The 16,075-nt window shown below is 44.5% G+C and carries 15 protein-coding genes and 5 pseudogenes; 2 read left to right on the top strand and 18 right to left on the bottom strand.

The genetic code is table 11. The annotated features are described in order from the left end of the window. Positions 1-17: 17 nt before the first annotated feature. The 8 genes and pseudogenes from uvsE to LC065_RS12845 form a co-directional block, all read right to left on the bottom strand. Positions 18-986 (bottom strand): UV DNA damage repair endonuclease UvsE, encoded by a 969-nt coding sequence (gene uvsE / locus LC065_RS12880; RefSeq protein WP_226590432.1) that lies wholly within the window; start codon positions 984-986, stop codon positions 18-20. 131 nt (positions 987-1,117) lie between these two features. Then, the gene (locus LC065_RS12875; RefSeq protein ID WP_226590434.1) at positions 1,118-1,282 is read right to left on the bottom strand and encodes a hypothetical protein; all 165 of its coding nucleotides are present in this window, start codon (positions 1,280-1,282) and stop codon (positions 1,118-1,120) included. Between the two features lie 142 nt (positions 1,283-1,424). Beyond that, positions 1,425-2,063 carry a class D sortase gene (locus tag LC065_RS12870; RefSeq protein WP_226590436.1) on the bottom strand — a complete coding sequence of 213 codons (639 nt, stop codon included), beginning with the start codon at positions 2,061-2,063 and terminating at the stop codon, positions 1,425-1,427. Positions 2,064-2,120: 57 nt separating this feature from the next. Then, on the bottom strand, positions 2,121-3,029 hold the full coding sequence (locus LC065_RS12865) for a DUF6612 family protein (RefSeq protein WP_226590438.1): 909 nt from the start codon (positions 3,027-3,029) through the stop codon (positions 2,121-2,123). A 245-nt stretch (positions 3,030-3,274) separates the two neighbouring features. Next, positions 3,275-3,619: pseudogene (locus LC065_RS12860) on the bottom strand (DUF421 domain-containing protein); the annotation flags it as partial. Positions 3,620-4,083: 464 nt separating this feature from the next. Next, positions 4,084-4,347, bottom strand: a complete 264-nt coding sequence (locus LC065_RS12855) for a hypothetical protein (RefSeq protein ID WP_264187716.1) — start codon at positions 4,345-4,347, stop codon at positions 4,084-4,086. Positions 4,348-4,538: 191 nt separating this feature from the next. Then, complete coding sequence (locus LC065_RS12850; RefSeq protein WP_306163456.1) at positions 4,539-4,823, bottom strand: hypothetical protein; 285 nt, start codon at positions 4,821-4,823, stop codon at positions 4,539-4,541. Positions 4,824-4,890: 67 nt separating this feature from the next. Then, complete coding sequence (locus tag LC065_RS12845; RefSeq protein ID WP_306163455.1) at positions 4,891-5,724, bottom strand: alpha/beta fold hydrolase; 834 nt, start codon at positions 5,722-5,724, stop codon at positions 4,891-4,893. Positions 5,725-6,008: 284 nt separating this feature from the next. Between LC065_RS12845 and LC065_RS12840 the strand changes: the two genes are divergently transcribed. Continuing rightward, positions 6,009-6,647, top strand: coding sequence for a FusB/FusC family EF-G-binding protein (locus tag LC065_RS12840; protein ID WP_226590447.1), 639 nt, complete (start codon positions 6,009-6,011; stop codon positions 6,645-6,647). A gap of 42 nt (positions 6,648-6,689) precedes the next feature. On the opposite strand, the pseudogene LC065_RS12835 reads toward LC065_RS12840, so the two are convergent. Together LC065_RS12835 and LC065_RS12830 are read right to left on the bottom strand one after the other, a co-directional pair. After that, a pseudogene (locus tag LC065_RS12835) lies at positions 6,690-8,124 on the bottom strand (MDR family MFS transporter). A 40-nt stretch (positions 8,125-8,164) separates the two neighbouring features. Next, positions 8,165-8,707: pseudogene (locus LC065_RS12830) on the bottom strand (GNAT family N-acetyltransferase). A 129-nt stretch (positions 8,708-8,836) separates the two neighbouring features. Between LC065_RS12830 and guaC the strand changes: the two are divergent. Continuing rightward, positions 8,837-9,820, top strand: a pseudogene (gene guaC / locus LC065_RS12825) (GMP reductase). A gap of 28 nt (positions 9,821-9,848) precedes the next feature. Here guaC and LC065_RS12820 read toward each other — a convergent pair. From LC065_RS12820 to LC065_RS12785, 8 genes and pseudogenes are all read right to left on the bottom strand, one after another. Continuing rightward, positions 9,849-10,319, bottom strand: a complete 471-nt coding sequence (locus LC065_RS12820) for a GyrI-like domain-containing protein (RefSeq protein WP_226590457.1) — start codon at positions 10,317-10,319, stop codon at positions 9,849-9,851. Between the two features lie 96 nt (positions 10,320-10,415). Continuing rightward, a pseudogene (locus LC065_RS12815) lies at positions 10,416-11,839 on the bottom strand (glycosyltransferase). After that, positions 11,836-12,873, bottom strand: a complete 1,038-nt coding sequence (locus LC065_RS12810) for a HEAT repeat domain-containing protein (protein WP_226591657.1) — start codon at positions 12,871-12,873, stop codon at positions 11,836-11,838. Before LC065_RS12810 ends, LC065_RS12815 begins: the two are co-directional and overlap by 4 nt. Positions 12,874-13,124: 251 nt before the next feature. After that, positions 13,125-13,502: a hypothetical protein gene (locus LC065_RS12805; RefSeq protein ID WP_306163454.1), complete on the bottom strand. Its 378-nt coding sequence runs from the start codon at positions 13,500-13,502 to the stop codon at positions 13,125-13,127. Positions 13,503-13,772: 270 nt separating this feature from the next. Further along, positions 13,773-14,636 (bottom strand): cupin domain-containing protein, encoded by an 864-nt coding sequence (locus tag LC065_RS12800; RefSeq protein ID WP_226590464.1) that lies wholly within the window; start codon positions 14,634-14,636, stop codon positions 13,773-13,775. 119 nt (positions 14,637-14,755) lie between these two features. Continuing rightward, the gene (locus LC065_RS12795) at positions 14,756-15,214 is read right to left on the bottom strand and encodes an SRPBCC family protein (protein WP_306163453.1); all 459 of its coding nucleotides are present in this window, start codon (positions 15,212-15,214) and stop codon (positions 14,756-14,758) included. After that, positions 15,211-15,555 (bottom strand): MerR family transcriptional regulator, encoded by a 345-nt coding sequence (locus LC065_RS12790; protein ID WP_226590468.1) that lies wholly within the window; start codon positions 15,553-15,555, stop codon positions 15,211-15,213. Before LC065_RS12790 ends, LC065_RS12795 begins: the two co-directional genes overlap by 4 nt. Before the next feature lie 48 nt (positions 15,556-15,603). Then, the gene (locus LC065_RS12785) at positions 15,604-16,053 is read right to left on the bottom strand and encodes a GyrI-like domain-containing protein (protein ID WP_226590470.1); all 450 of its coding nucleotides are present in this window, start codon (positions 16,051-16,053) and stop codon (positions 15,604-15,606) included. Between the last annotated feature and the right edge of the window lie 22 nt (positions 16,054-16,075).

Below are 16,075 nucleotides of genomic sequence, written 5' to 3'. Positions count from 1 at the left end.
GATCCTTTCACCGGCATCTACCCTTTCCAAATGAACGAACTATCATCCTGCATCTCTATATTCGGATGCTGCTTCAGCTCTTCTACAAGACGGAACAAGGCTTCATCTTTTTGTTTTGCTTCAATCATGCAGTCGATTTGTTCCGTTGATCCATTCGTTTTCTTTACAAATTCAAGGAACATATCCAAATCAACGAAATCCGCATGACTTTTAAAGTCCTTATCACTCTTGGGACTCGAAATATGCATTTTCACAGGAAGAGGAGAATGATTCCAAGTATCCACGACACGCGGCCAGTGCTCCTCCCACTTCTCTCCATCATTGTTTGCATAATGATGGTGGATATCAAAGACGAGTGGGATGTTCAATTTTTCACAGACATAAAGACCATCCGCTAACGTGTAGGACGTATCATCATTTTCAATCATGACAGTCTTTTGAATGCCGGTCGGGACCAGTGCCCAATTTTCGATGAACCGCTCCAGCGACTTTTCTTTATCCTTATACCTGCCTCCAAGATGGAAAACACATCGGTGGGTCGGGTCCATCCCCATATGATGGAGAAGCAGATAATGATACTTGAGCACGCCCATCGACGTTTTGAAAATTCCTTGATCCGGAGAATTGATGACCACAAAGTGATCGGGATGAAAATCAATCCGCATGTTGTTCTCCTTCGCAAAACCGCCTAATTCTGCAAGTTCCTCCTTGATCGGATTCAAATAATCCCACCCTTGCAATTGTTCATGCGTAGCCAGGGGCACAAGTCGTGAACTTAGTCTGAAGAAGTGGATGTCATGGGCTTTATTATGTTTCAGTAATCGAAGACAGTTGTGAAGGTTTGATTTCGCAATCCGCTCCAGCTTCCGTTTGGCAGCCTCAACATCTCGAATTTCCGAAAAACGTTTATAGGTCATCGTTTGAGATGGGGAAGCATTTTGTAAATGGACACTCATGGCTACATATCCGAGTCGGTATCGTGTCATGTTTTTCACCTGCTCCCTGTTTTTCCATAGTTTGGCCAAGAGGGTTGTTCCTTATGTAGGAATCCGTACACTACCTGCTTCTATCGGGCTTTATCCTTGTCTGACCGATGTTTATCCTCTCCCCCCATTTTTTAAAAGGATAAGGAAATACACAACCCCATCACTACTAAAGGTAAAAATACGAACAGCATGATCCACAACTTCACATTCCGCTCATCAGAAAAAAAGCTTCTTCGTGTGAAATAAACATATGCAATCAGCCCTAACAATCCTATGACAAGAAATAAAGCAGACATTCCTAAACCCTCTTTCTTTCCCCGTAGTAGATAAGGTTTTACGGACGTCTTTAATACTCATAAGTTTCATAAGAACCGCGTGTGACCCATGAAGAGAAATTTGTGTGATCGATGAAATAACATCAAGTGTGCCATGTGCGTATCAGTCGATATCCTGCACATCGACTAACTTCGCCTGTACAATAAACCTTTCCGGGGCACTCCCGATGAAATCGAATGGATAACACGTCGTAAGTGTAAGCGTCGGATCCTCGTGATCGACGATGACGGATCGATCATCTTCATCTGTGACCCACGTTTTCTCCACTTCATACTTGTACCGTTTCCCTTCATATTCATAAAAAAGCGGTGCTCCTTTTTCAATTTCGCCGAGCTGTGTAAAAACGGTCTCCCGATGACCGCTCAAAACGGTATGGCGTTTCTCATCAGGTGTCGTGGTCCATTGACTTATGAACATGCCTACCCCTTGATGGAGTGATTCTTCATCGGTGCCCCAATAAGTAGAATAGCCTTTATTTAAAAAGGGGATGATCAACCGCCCTACTTTCTCCCCATCATCAAACTTTTGGTTTTCATTCGAATAGGTAGGTGGGTTAGATTCATCGTTCTTTTTCATTACCACTGGATGGGGTTTCTCTGCCTGATTATGGGACTGCCATTCCTTTATTTCCGCTTCTGTCACTTTTTCAACAGCCTGGGTGGAATCCCACCATTGAAATGTGAAGTAGGCAGTACACGAAAACCCGATAACGACAAGCAGAAACAGAATTTTGTTCAGCATAATAGCCTCCTCGTCAAATGAAGGATGAAAGAGCCAGGCCTCAGCCCAGCTCTATTTTTATTGCACAGATCTCTTTCTCATGAATAGAACACTCCCAGCAAACAGCGCCATCGTCGCGCCAAGTAACGCATACATTACATTCGGGCTTGCTGTATCAGGAAGTTCCCCTCCGATGGCATCTTCAATCGGTTGAGCATGATCCAACACCTCTTGAGGGATTTGGATTTCTCCGACACCATTGAAGTTTTCCAGCGTCATTTCTGTCTCTTGAGTAATAGGCATCGGCTGGCCCTCTTCTGTTTCGATTTCCATTTCCAATTGAATGTGGCTGGAGGTTAAATAATGATTCTCTTTGTCTATGGTCATTTTATAAGTCACATCATTGATGGAGATTTTATCAAGGATTTCTTCACCCAATTCCTTTAAACCTTGCTCACCTTCACTAGAACCCATTCCCTGCTGAAGCATTTTCATCGACAGTTCCAAAAGCTTCTCCCCATCTCCCTCATATTGAAGAACATAGGAACCGTCACTTTCTTCCACACTCATATCCCCGGCTAGAGGGAGCGCCTGTGCCATTTGACCTTCTGCAAGCATAGAAGCCATCATTTCCTCGCTGGAATCATTGGATAGCTGCACCCATCCCTGGCCTGGAAGTTCACTGAAGTAGCCTTGTTCTGTAAAATAAGACTCCGTCGTCTCTCCTGCCAATTCAGTCTTCATATAAAAGGCGAGGGGATCCATCGTTACATCAGCCATGGTTTTTGTTTCCATTCCCTCTCCTTCATTCATCATCGGCATTTTAGCCTTTGATACTTGTTTCATAGAATAACTATCAAGATTCATCATGGCTTCATTCGATTTCTTTAACAATTCTTCTGGCGTCATGTCCGCAGCGAATACTTGAAGAGGAAACAGGAACAACACCAGAGCACTCAATAACAGCAGGTTACACTTTTTTAACATCCAAACACTCCCGAATTTTATTCGGTAAAAAAAGAGGCTGGTCTATGTAGATACAAAGGCTGACTTCAACATCCCACTATTTTCCACCTAACCCTCTATATCCTTCAACCTTCATAAATAAACACATTTTTCCAAATTACTTCCTAGGAGTTTTTCACCCCACGTTTACATAAAAAAGCAAACCAAGAATGAATTCATGGTCTGCTCTCTCCTATTGTATTTCCTCTGAATACCCATATATTTACCTATTCCATCGTTTCAATATATAAAGTTCCGTCCGAATTGACCTGGGCAACGAGAACGTCTTTCCGGTTGGACACGCCATGCGACTGCAATCGATCTTCCAACCAGGCTTCACTGTATCCACTCGCATTCAACTGGTCAGGAAGTACTTTTCCCTGCACCATGACGACACGGGAAAACGTCACAGGGTTCGGGTCAAGCTTCAGATCAAGAGGGGTTACAGGGGAAAACTGCGATTTCCTTAGAACGCTTACAGATCCGTCCGTTTCCAAAATTGCTGTCTGCACATCGCTGAACTGGAACACACCTGCTTTCCTTAATTCCGCAATGAGTTCGTCGACGTTGAAACGTACTTTTTTTCATGTTCTTTATAAGAATTTTCCCATTGTCCATTAACAGAGTGGGCTGACTGTTCACAAGCTTCCTGATCGTCAGACTTTTAAGTGTGAGATAGTCGATGAGAAGGACAAGGGCAGCGAAGGTAAGTAATCCAAGAGCTCCCCTTGAAAGCGTCACATTATCAGCCAGGAATGTTGTTGCTGTCATCGATCCAAGCGTAATTCCGGCGATAAAGTCGAAAAGCGTCATTTGTGAGATCAGCTTCTTGCTTAGGATTCTTGCTAAAACGTAGAGTATAATAAATACGAGGATCCCTGTTGCAACGAACTCCAACCACTCACCCATATGCACCCTCCTCCTCTTCTTTTATTATTTCTTTTTCTGTCATATTTATGTTAATTAGGAAAAGTTGGTTCATACGTTTTCCAAAACAAAAAACAGCAACCCTTGAACGGTTACTGTCCTGTGTGAGTCAGCCTTCGCTTGGCTCAGGCAGATATTTTGTGAAAAATGCTCCGGTAATAAAGCAGAACCCGAGGGTAAACCAAGTGATTATGCCCCCAAACTCAAAGAGATAGGAAAACAAGGCTACTAATGGTGCTACAACGAAAGCACCGGGTGTCACATAGCTTTTCCACCCATACTCTTTTTTTAGATTTTTCCTCTTCTTATAGATCAAGTAGATGTAACCCCCGACCAAAACAGCTGTTATGATCAGCATGAAAAATTCCAGCATCGAATCCCCCGTCATTCTTGTTTTATCTAGTATGGTTATGCATAAACAAAGCGAATGATCGTTTATTCATTTGTATCCCCATCCAATATGTACGCTACGTGCATAATGCTCCATATCATTCAAACATTATTAAATTCAGAAGTGTAGAAATCGACGTCTTTTTATCCCCATGAACTCCTCTCCCTTTTGCTTCATGGGATCATTAACGCGCCGAGCACGAAGACACCGGCAATGTAAAAGCCGATCAGAGACCCCCTGGACAATGGTTTTCTCATGAACACGACGACTTTCCGCAGCCAGCGGAACAGGGCATACATCACTAGAAACAAGAGGCTGTAGCCAATAAAGCTCCACCCCTCACCAATGAGGATGACCATCGTGTTATGAAAAAGGGTGAACAACAGCATGAACAAAAGAAACCATAGTTCTTTGAACTTAGCAAAATCACTTTTTCTTTTTTGTTTTTCCTGATGCATCCATAATCACCTTCCTTGTTAAAACGCTGTCATCAAGAGTAACTTTACCACTCCCTGATCAGGCTAGTCAAAGGGGGGCACGGATGACTTGTTTAAACTTCTGCTCCTCTTCCAGATGAGGGTAGTGATTGCTTTGATGGAACTGTATATGAAGAGCGCCTGGGATACTCTCTGCGATTTCCTCAGAATAAGAAGGCGGGCATTGAACATCGTACTGACCGGATATGACCACCGTTTTCGCCGTGATGAGACCCAACTTCCTTGTCACATCAAAGGTATGAAGCTCCCGTGCAAAGAAGTTCATTCGGACCGCTGACATCTTCTTTTCAATCGGTCGATCAAAGTAGTGCTCATAATTTTGAGGCTTCCACAAGGAAAGCTTCGTCCGTTCGACCGTTAGCTCTTTTCTTTTTGCCTCAGAAAGATCCTGCTTTTTCAACTGCTCGATCAGGGATTGCATTTCATCGAATTTCGGGTGCGCTTCATTGTAGATGCAACCCTCTGAAAAAGTCATATACTCTCGCGCTGCGGCATTCGCAATAACTAGACTTTCCAGACTTGCTGAAAAATAGATCCCGTAAACGACGGCAAGCATCCCTCCAGTCGAGTGCCCCGCAAAACTCCAACACTCATACCCCAACGCTTTCCGGATCGCTTCAAGGCCTAAGACGCTATCAAGCATCGTCAATTCATGAGGAGATATGGCTTTGTCCGTCCTGCCGCACTCTTTCAAGTTGATTAAATAGACCTTATGGCTTTCCACAAAAGCTTCTGCAAAATAGTCTCCCGTTTCGTTGAACTCTGAATACAAATGGGTGACAGCAAGCGGAGAGCCTTGTCCTTTCTCAAAAACTTCAAAGGTTCCACGGTCTGTTTTCACCATTGTCCGTCTCCACGTCATTTTCCCATCCCCCCCCCCTATTGAACATCTACTTCTACGATACCATACATGAAAACGTTTCATGCTTTTCCTGTACCTGGTAAAGGAAAACCAGGAGTTGGTACCGGGTTCCAATTTCCGAATAATCGTAAAGGTATGCAGCAGTAAGAAAGGCGTACGCGGAAACAAACCAGGAGCCAGGGTGCCAGCAGGCCGCACAGCCATATACTTGAAGGCATAACGTTTGATAGTAAAGACGTGCTCTGAAATAATAAAAAGAAAACAATTGAACGGGGGGTTTACTTATGGAACGATTTATCCGCTCCGATCAGTATCACTTTATAAAGAATCAGGCTCACAACCTGTTGAATGGTCATATGACAACGAACGATGCCTCTGTCACCCAGGCTCTGCAATCGATTACGAACGAAAAAGTGTTGAAATTATTTACGGAGCTTTCACCAGAGCAGGAGCAATTGATCGCTCAAGCGAGTGACGTCAAAGACGAGACCGATGCGATCCTTTACTTCTCCCGCTTGAAGCAGTATGTCGTTCCTTTTCCAAAACTGTCTCAAGCCGACATCCAAAGGTTGTTCCCGAAAGTGAAAAAATTGAGAGTTCCTACGATCTCTGATGAAGAATGGGCAGAGCTCTCCTACATTGGGTGGAACGATGCGGCAACAAACCGAAAATACATCATAACGATGGTAGACGGTCAGCTGACAGGGTTATACGGCCATTACAAACCACTAAGGCAAAAGAGCATTTGTTCGATTTGCCACGAACATGAAAAGGTGGGCATGTTCACGGCTACCTTCAAGGGAAAAAATGATGAAGAAACGATCAGCCGCGGCAATTATATCTGCCATGACAGCAAGAAATGCAATGAAAATATCCAGTCACGTGAACCGCTCGAATCCTTTATCAAACGCATGAAAGCATAAAAAAAGCAGGGCCTTTCCAAGCGGAAAGGTCCTGCTTTTATATTATTGCTGTTCTGGTGAATAATCCGGAGCCACGGCTTTTCTAATGAACAAAGCAACGACGAATGTGAGAATCGCAAGACCTAAAGCAAACCAATAGGCTTGATGAACCCCTGCTGTCATCGCTTGATCCATAACCTCACCTTTAACTTCTCCGGATACATTGTTCAAATAACTTCTTTCTCCCTGGCTCATGATACTTACGAATATAGAAACGCCGAGCGCTCCACCAATCGGCTGCAGCGTATTTGCGATCGCCGTCCCGTGTGGATACAAATGCTTAGGCAGCTCATTCAATGCATTAGTCTGTGACGGCATAAGAACTGCAGAAACCGCCAGCATCAGCAATACATAGGCAAGAATAAAGGACCACACGGGAATCGAAGGATTGATATTGCTGAAGAAAATCATGACACCGACAAGGACCAATGTACCTGGGATGATCAATTTTCTTGGACCGAACTTATCAAAAAGTGTGTACCCATGACAGGTGACATCAAGCCATTTAGCAGTGCTCCAGGAAGCAGCAACAGCCCGGCGGTCTTAGCCGAGAACCCTAATGGCCCCTGCAAATACATCGGCATGACGATTTCAGACGCGAACATCGCCATGATGACGATAACAAATATCGTAATTCCTCTCGCATAGCTTTTATACGTAAACACTCGAACGTCTAATAACGGTTCTTCTAATTTCAATTGTCTTAAAACAAATAAAATTAAACTGAGGAAAGCGACACTTAAAATGATGATGATACTGATTGAAGAAAATCCCTCTCCACTTTCCCCTGCGCTGCTGAATCCATAAACGATTCCGCCAATTCCAATAGATGACAAAATGATTGAAATGATATCCGCTTTCGGACGCGTCACTTCTCCTACATTCTCCAAATACTTGACGGCAAATAATATGGAAAACAGGGCAAACGGAATGACGGTGATGAACAACCATCTCCAGCCCAGGAAGTCTACGATGACGCCGGAAAGCGTCGGTCCTATGGCCGGTGCGAACATGATGACCGGCCGAACGTCCCCATGATCCGGCCACGCACTTCCGGTTCATAAAGCAGTAATAATGCGTTCATAATGACAGGGATCAGTAACCCGGTTCCCACCGCCTGAATCATCCGCCCTGCCAAAAGCATGGGGAAATTCAAAGCCGATGCAGCTATGATCGTTCCGGCTAAGAAAACCGTCATGACTCCGATGAACATTTGTCTCGTCGTAAACCATTGTATCAGTAACGCGGAAACCGGCATCAACACACCCATCACCAGCATGAACCCGGTGGCCATCCATTGGACCGTAGGCGCATCCAGCCCGAAAACTTCCATCAGTTCCGTGAGTGCAATATTAAGCAGCGTCTCATTCAGTACAGCAAAAAATGCGCCGATCATGAAAGTAACGAGTATGATCTTTCTATTGTAGTGCTTCTCCATCTCTATCCCTCTACTTCTCTATATTTAAAATCCGAACATTTTACTTTTTCCACTCTTCCGCTAAGATTCCATAGATCGTATGGTCAACGTAATGGTCATACAACCATTCCGCACACCTGATTTTCCCTTCTTCCTTAAAACCCAGGCGCGCCGGAATTGCTGCGCTTTTTTGATTGCCTTCGGCCACACGAATTTCCACCCGGTTCATATTCATTTCCAAAAGGGCATGATCAGTCAAAGCTTCAGCGACTCGTGTCATGATTCCTCTTCCCTAGAACTCCTGCCCGAGCCAATAACCGATTTTCACGATTTTATTGGTGTGGTCGATTTCATTGAATCCTGCGGTACCAGCAATGTCACCATTATAGATTACCATAGTCGTCATGCTTTTGTTTTCTGAAAATCCACGCCTTCCAGATTGAATAAATGATTTCGTGTCTTCTACTGTTTTCGTAGAATCGAGCCAAGGCAGCCATTCACGCAAATAATTACGTGACCCGTCTGTCAGTTGAAATAATGCTTCCGCATCCTCTGGACTTGCAAGTTTAAGTGATAGCTCATGATCGATCTTATGTACAAACATACTTTCTCCCCCTTTTTCATCATTTTACCATGAACCTTTGACAACAGAACAAAGATAAGGTAAATTACAAATGTACGAACAATAAAATTAATTAACCTTAAAAATATTCGGTTTTTAGGAGTGAAATCCATGGAAAACGTATTTGATTATGAAGATATTCAACTGATTCCCGCAAAATGTGTCGTAAACAGCCGATCGGCCTGTGATCCATCCGTAAAGCTCGGCAACCATACATTCAAGCTTCCTGTCGTCCCTGCCAACATGCAGACGATCATCGATGAAACGATTGCTACTCAATTAGCACAAGACGGTTATTTCTATGTCATGCATCGCTTTGAGCCGGAAACTCGTTTGTCTTTTGTTGAAAAGATGCACGCTCAAGGGTTGATCGCTTCCATCAGTGTTGGTGTGAAGCCGGAGGAATACGAGTTTGTTCAGACGTTAGCAACGAAGGAACTGATCCCTGAATACATTACGATCGATATCGCCCACGGACATTCCACTGCTGTCATTGAAATGATTCAACACATCAAACATCTTCTGCCGGAAACGTTTGTGATCGCCGGAAATGTCGGGACACCTGAAGCCGTCCGTGAACTTGAAAACGCTGGAGCGGATGCAACCAAGGTTGGAATTGGTCCATGAAAAGTCTGCATCACGAAAATTAAAACCGGATTCGGTACAGGCGGCTGGCAGTTGGCAGCACTGCGCTGGTGTGCGAAAGCGGCAAGCAAACCTGTCATTGCTGATGGCGGTATCCGCACACATGGAGACATCGCCAAATCCGTACGTTTTGGCGCGACGATGGTCATGATCGGCTCTCTTTTCGCCGGTCACGAAGAGTCCCCTGGTGACACGGTTGAAAGAGAAGGCAAGCTTTACAAGGAATACTTCGGCTCCGCTTCTGAGTTCCAAAAAGGAGAAAAGAAGAACGTAGAAGGCAAGAAAATGTTTGTCGAACATAAAGGTGCCCTTCAAGATACACTGACAGAAATGGAACAGGACCTGCAATCCGCAATCAGTTACGCTGGTGGCACAGACCTTGACAGTATCCGCCACGTCGACTATGTCATCGTTAAAAATTCCATCTTCAATGGAGATAAAGTCTATTAAAAAAAGAGCCCCGAGCGGGCTCTTTTTATTATGCTTGTATAGGAATGTAAATATCAAAATGAGGCTCATCAAAATCCCGGTCGACGGGATACTTTTCGAATTTCAATGGCAGCCCATCATAATAGTTCGTTTCCGGCTCAAGGTAGGGCTTCGCATTTCCATCTCTGAACCATTGGTAGATCGATGCATAAGTTTCACCGATCTCTCTGCCTCTCGGATGATGAACGGTCATATATGTATGATGTGGTACGTTCATTTCCTCATACGATGCCCGGCTCTTCGAATCTTCCACCTCGAAGCCGCTGAAATGGACAAAGCCATTTTCAATCGTATGAACCGATAACCCCCATTGATAATCCGGATCCACAGGATTTATTTCTTCTTTTTCGGTTTCCACCTTTTTAATCACGTCTTTTAATCCAGGGACTTGTTCATAACTTCCTTCCCATTTCCGTCCCCTGACCTTGAACGCGGGTAAAGCAACAATGTTGACTTCCACGACATGACCTCCTTGATTGTATAGATTCTCCATGCCTGAAGTCATTTCCTCTATAAACCTGTGCAGCTTATCGAGATTTGGAGATTCCAAAAGCACTTAATAGTCTTGCGATAAACCTTTTCTGTTCATATTGCCCCACGAGCTTTTCCTTTTGGAGAGAAACAGGAACAACCCTTCACATCTCCACCAGACCAAAAGAGGACGGTACCAGAAACTTTCCGAGAGAGCCCATACATACAAGAGAATGACGCTCTTCGGGTCAGGGTTTTTATGATAGGTCCACTCTTCTAATAAGACGGCGAGAGAGGAAATCATCGAACCATAAAAGACCGTCAACAAACCGACGACAATGGTGATTTCTATCGATACAAAAGAAAAGAAAACTCCCGAAATGATGATCAAGTAGCCGGTCACTTCAAAGATCGCACTCAGTAATTCAACGAATAGATAATAAGGGAGAGAAAACATGCCAATTCCCTTATAACGGGGGTTGAACAGCATTTCTTTATGTTTCCACAGGGTTTCCGCGAGTCCTTTCTGCCACCTCTTCCTTTGGGCTCTAAGGGAAGAAAAAGTAGAGGGAGCTTCTGTCCAGCAGACCGGATCCTGGATATACTCGATCCTCTGTCGTGACTTTTCATCTTTCAGCGACCGGTGGATGCGCACAATGAGCTCCATATCCTCACCGACAGTATTCGGATCGTACCCTCCCGCTTTAATGACGCGATTTTTCTCAAAAACACCGAAGGCTCCGGATATGATTAAAAGAATGTTCAATTTGGAAAGACCCAGTCTTCCAATTAAGAAAGCACGGAAATACTCAACGATCTGCATGAGAAGCATCGGCTGCTTTGGTAAACCGATCCGCTCGACGACCCCTTTGGTGATTTTGGAGCCATTCGCAATTCTCACTGTACCGCCTGTCGCTGTAACGGTCCCATTGGAATCGATGATCGGTTTCATCGTTTTTAACAGCGCGTCACGGTCCAGAATGGAATCCCCATCGATCGCTGCGAAATAAGGATATTTGGAAAAATTGATCCCTGCATTGAGGGCATCCGCTTTACCCCCATTCTCTTTTCTCAGCAGATAGAGATTCGGATGAGTCCTCGATTGATACCCTTCCAAAATGTCCTGGGGTTTTAAAGTGACGCCGGACGGCTAGTTCCATTCGTTCCATGGCAAATGTATCGATCATACGCGCAGCCGTCTCATCCTTCGAGCCATCATCAATGACAATCACTTCGGACTGAGGATAGTTCAAGGCCAGCATCGACCGTGCTGTACTGACGACACCGACCTCCTCGTTATAGGCAGGGACCAGGACGGAGACCGGAAAAGTGTCTGAATTGATGGCTGTATCTTCAATCAGTTCCTCTCTGTGAAGCCCCCCGCTCTTTGCGGATCTGAGGGCTTGCAATCAAGAATAAAGCAAGATAGACGACCGCTACTACAACCATATAAACAATCACGAGGTAACCCATGATCTCTAATAAGCTGTAAATTTGCTGTACACTCATATCAGTTCCCCTACTTTCACTGTCAAATGCTGCCTTGCCATGGAACGGGCGAATTTATCCTCATGGTAGTTGTGAGTATATTCAAGCAAACGCGCACCATCCGGAAGGTTCTTCATCGCTTCACAAGCCGCATACCGCACCCACCAGTGAGAGTCTCCAGCAAGTTTGAGCAAAGCATCCTGGGCAGATTCCAATTTCAGACGACCCGCAATTTTAGCCGCATACATCCGCTCTTCCCAAACCTCTGATTCGTAGAACTTATCCAGCTGTTGGTAATCGGTACAGGCTTTCAATTCCATAAGACTCCGAAGAGCTTTAAGTCGGATCTCTTTAGATGGAAATTGGAGCATCCGCTCAACGAACGGCAGATAATCCAACGATCCTTTTTCCCCACAGTAGGAAACAACGGCCAGATGCACCTGACTGGGGACCCTTCCTGGTTCATTCTCTAAAACCGTCACCATCTGTTGAAAAAGGTCGTCTTTGAAACGACGAAGGACTTGTTTCACGAGACGTTGGGGCGTTTCTTTATCCAGCAGCAATCGAATGATTCGCTCGTCCTGAAAGGCCGCAAGCACCCTCACGGCCTGCCGGTATTCCTCGTCCATCACTGTGAGTTGGTTGAAGTAACCCCAAACGTCGATTTTTAAATCAATCATGTCGAAATCTTCTATATAATATAGGGTGTTCACCCGTTGAGACCAACTTCCATTTTTCAAGTAAAGACGATAAGCATGGGAGAGATAGGTTTGTGCGGTATCTCGCACTCTCGTATATTCGATCTGTCCCCTCCGTTGGTCCACAAAGCGATTCAATAGCCGCTCGACAAGCCGCACACGATAACGGATGTCGCTTGGAAGTTCCGGACATTCGTCTGATTCTCTCTCTAAATATTGAAAGAAAGGCTCTTCGTATTTGTCTATGTATATTGAAATAAGCCTCTCATCCTTCAAACTGTGGATCTTTGAAATGACCAGCCCTCCAAGGAGACATAACTGAACAATAAGTAGAAAAATCACCGTCCACATGACCATTGATACCAATACATATCCCTCCTCCAAACGCCCATGAGCGATTATAATGAACACTTTACCAATAGTATGACAGGACAACTCATTTTTTTCTATCTATAATATCCGGGAATTTAATGGATCTTCGCTTCCGTAGGCTGGTTTTATAAATCGATCCTATACATACCAGAATAAAAACGCGCTTGGATTCCAGGATCCAAGCGTTTGTGTCGTTTTCTTCCCTTTCATCCTTCCAATCTATAAAAACAGTCTGGTTAACCATTCAAAGCAGTGATCAGAAAGCAAACGGCTGTGATCAGAGATAATGGTGTCATGACAAGCTTCTCCTTATTACTATTGGAAAGAGCATTCATAACTGTATTCAAAAATAAATAGAGTGCGAAGAAGTAACACGCTCCTTTTGCCATAGGTGCCATGAAGTCTATGGAAATGACATTTCCCACTTGTAAGATAAATAGAATTGCAGCCAATTGAATCCAAACAGATATCGCACTGGCGACGCGCATCGGCTTTGGTAATACTTTATATTTCCCGCCCATTGCAAAGTCTCCATAAGGAAAACCAGAAGCTAATAACACGTACAATATGGCCACTGAAAACAAAGCGATACTCCCGATCAACGCTGTGATCACACTCTATCACTCCTTTTATATTATCGTTGAAACTCTACATGGTCTTACCGGTACAGCCTTTCATAAACTCTACACCAAATTCCATTATCTTCACATAACAGTGACACATGGACAACGACTATCATCCATATGTTCTGGGGAGAGAGATTTTCGAATCATCCTCGTCAAATAAAAACAGACCAAATCCTGTCCGATTTGGTCTGCTCCTCCCTATACGAACACGCAACTTGCTCGACTAGGGCTACACGGTGTTACAAAAAGCGTTTCATCTTATTCTTCTGCTTCCATAGCGTCTGCCTTGGTTTTATGAACCGTGCCGAAAGGATGTTCCGGCGGGGCATAAATAGAATAAAGTTTCAACGGCTGCTGGCCTGTGTTGGTCAGGTTATGCCATTTGCCTGCAGGTACCATGATGGCATAATCATCAGACACTTGCTGCTGGAAGTTCAACTGATCTTTGGTATCACCCATTTGGACGAGCCCCTGCCCTTGCTCAATTCGCAAAAACTGATCCACGTCAGGATGGACCTCTAACCCGATATCATCGCCCACCGCTATACTCATCAAAGTTACCTGTAGATGGTCACCCGTCCATAAAGCTGTTCGAAATGTACGGTTTTGAGTCGTCGCTTCTTCGATATTGAGGACGAACGGCTGCCCGCCGTAATCTTTGATCACTACTCGGCCTTCCCCTCGCGAAAAAGCGACGATTCGATTGGTCGTGACGGCTTTATCATGACAGGCTCTATAGAATACATCCGCCAGCTGATTTCCCTGGTTTTCTATATAGGCTTTTTGGTACTTTTCAAACTCTTCAACTCCATGATCATAGCCAACTCTCAATCCTTCTTCAAACGTGTTGAAATTCGCTTCTTCTTTTTCATATTCCGGTTGCTCGCCAGTGAATGATGTATATAAATTATGGAAATGATTCAAGTGTCTCTTCTCATTCTCCAACGCTTGACGGATTTCATTTTTGTAGGACTCATCAGGAGCAACCTCGGCCAATTGACGAAAGATCTGAACGGCAGTTTCCTTCTTTTTGATTCCCTCTAAAATGTCTTCGTTGTTTTGCTCAGCACTTCTATACGCCCGAGTATGCGGGTATCCATACCCATATGGAATGTGACTCATACACCTCATCCCCTTCTCCAAACTATAAACATTTCTATGCAGGGAAAGAGAAAATCATACGTGTACACATTTCCATTTCATGGAGGAATCGAAACAAAAACCCGTCTATGGACGGGTTCTTATACGTTCGTATGGGTGGCTTCTTTTTCAACACGATCGAGAAATTCTTCCACTACACGCTCATTTCCTTTTTTGTTCGCCAGTTTCATCATGGCCTTCCCTACGAAGTTCACCCCTTTATTTTGTCCGGAATAAGTAAGCCTTGTATGTTCCTCATCGACTTTCTCCAATAGAAAGGACGCCGTCACTTCGAACGCTTTCCCGATGACGAACGCAATTTTCTTATGCTTGCGCTCCGGCGATTCTTCATAGGCAAGCGTCTCAACCATATAAGTTTGCAGGCGTTTGCCTTCCCGGTACGTTTGGCGGTGTTTGGCCCCTACTTCCGTTTCCGTTTTTTCAATCAGTTCATGCTCTTCGACTTTAGGCATGATTCGTTTGATGTTGTAGTCTCTGAAAAGCTCCCACACTTCATCGATGGGTGCGGCAATCACTCTATCGTTTTCCCATTGGATCATTCTTCTTCCTCCCTGCCAGATTCTAAAAATGCATCAATGTCAGCAAGTCTTTCTTGCAGCACCTGCATTTCATCATGAATCTTTTTCCGTTTTTCAAGTAGCAATGCTTCCAGTTGTAAGAAGGATTCATCCTCCATCACTTCTTTCATTTCCTGGATGGTGAACCCAAGCGCCCGCAGTTTCCCGAGCATGAGCGCTAAAAAATAACTGCCATCATCATAATACCGGTAATGGTTATCCGGATGAATGTACGCAGGCTCAAGCAGGCCGACCTCTGCATAGTACCGGAGAGTTTCTTTACTGAGCCCGGTCAGTTGTGAAAATTCGCTGATTTTATACACGGTGTGCCCTCCCACTTCCTATAGTAAACCGTGGGGTGCACCACAGAGTCAAGTCCGTACCGTTTCCCAGAGTTCCATGTGGAGTTCTTCCTTGTCCTGCCACGAATGGTAGACTTCCACATGCCAGGCTTCCAAATCCCGGGGATATCCCTCCCGTTCCATCCATTCATGTAGGGAGCCATAAGCCTCCCGAATTCTTTCATTTGAACCTTTATATGTAGTAATGGCATAGGTTTGTTTTTCTATTTTCAATCGGGTCAGATCTTCCGGGACGCTTGTGTCATGATCGTGAGGAACGCCTATCCAGTACCCGTCATTTTCTTCCTTACACTCTCCCGGGATAAACGCTCCTATTTGGACATTCGCTTCAGGAAAATGCTGGTGCAGCATTCTTGCTGCTTTCGGAATTTCTGCAATATAATCTTCTCCATCACAGAAGACCCTGTACCCTATGATCGTAAATGCGTCTTTTTCTCCCACCTTGTTGTTCATTTTCATAAAATAACGCCCTTTCGTGGTA

Source organism: Halobacillus litoralis (genome assembly GCF_020524085.2).
In the GTDB taxonomy this organism is placed as follows: Bacteria; Bacillota; Bacilli; order Bacillales; family Halobacillaceae; genus Halobacillus; species Halobacillus litoralis_E.
Note: the sequence above shows the minus strand (reverse complement) of the source record. Positions and strands in the feature narration are given on the sequence as shown.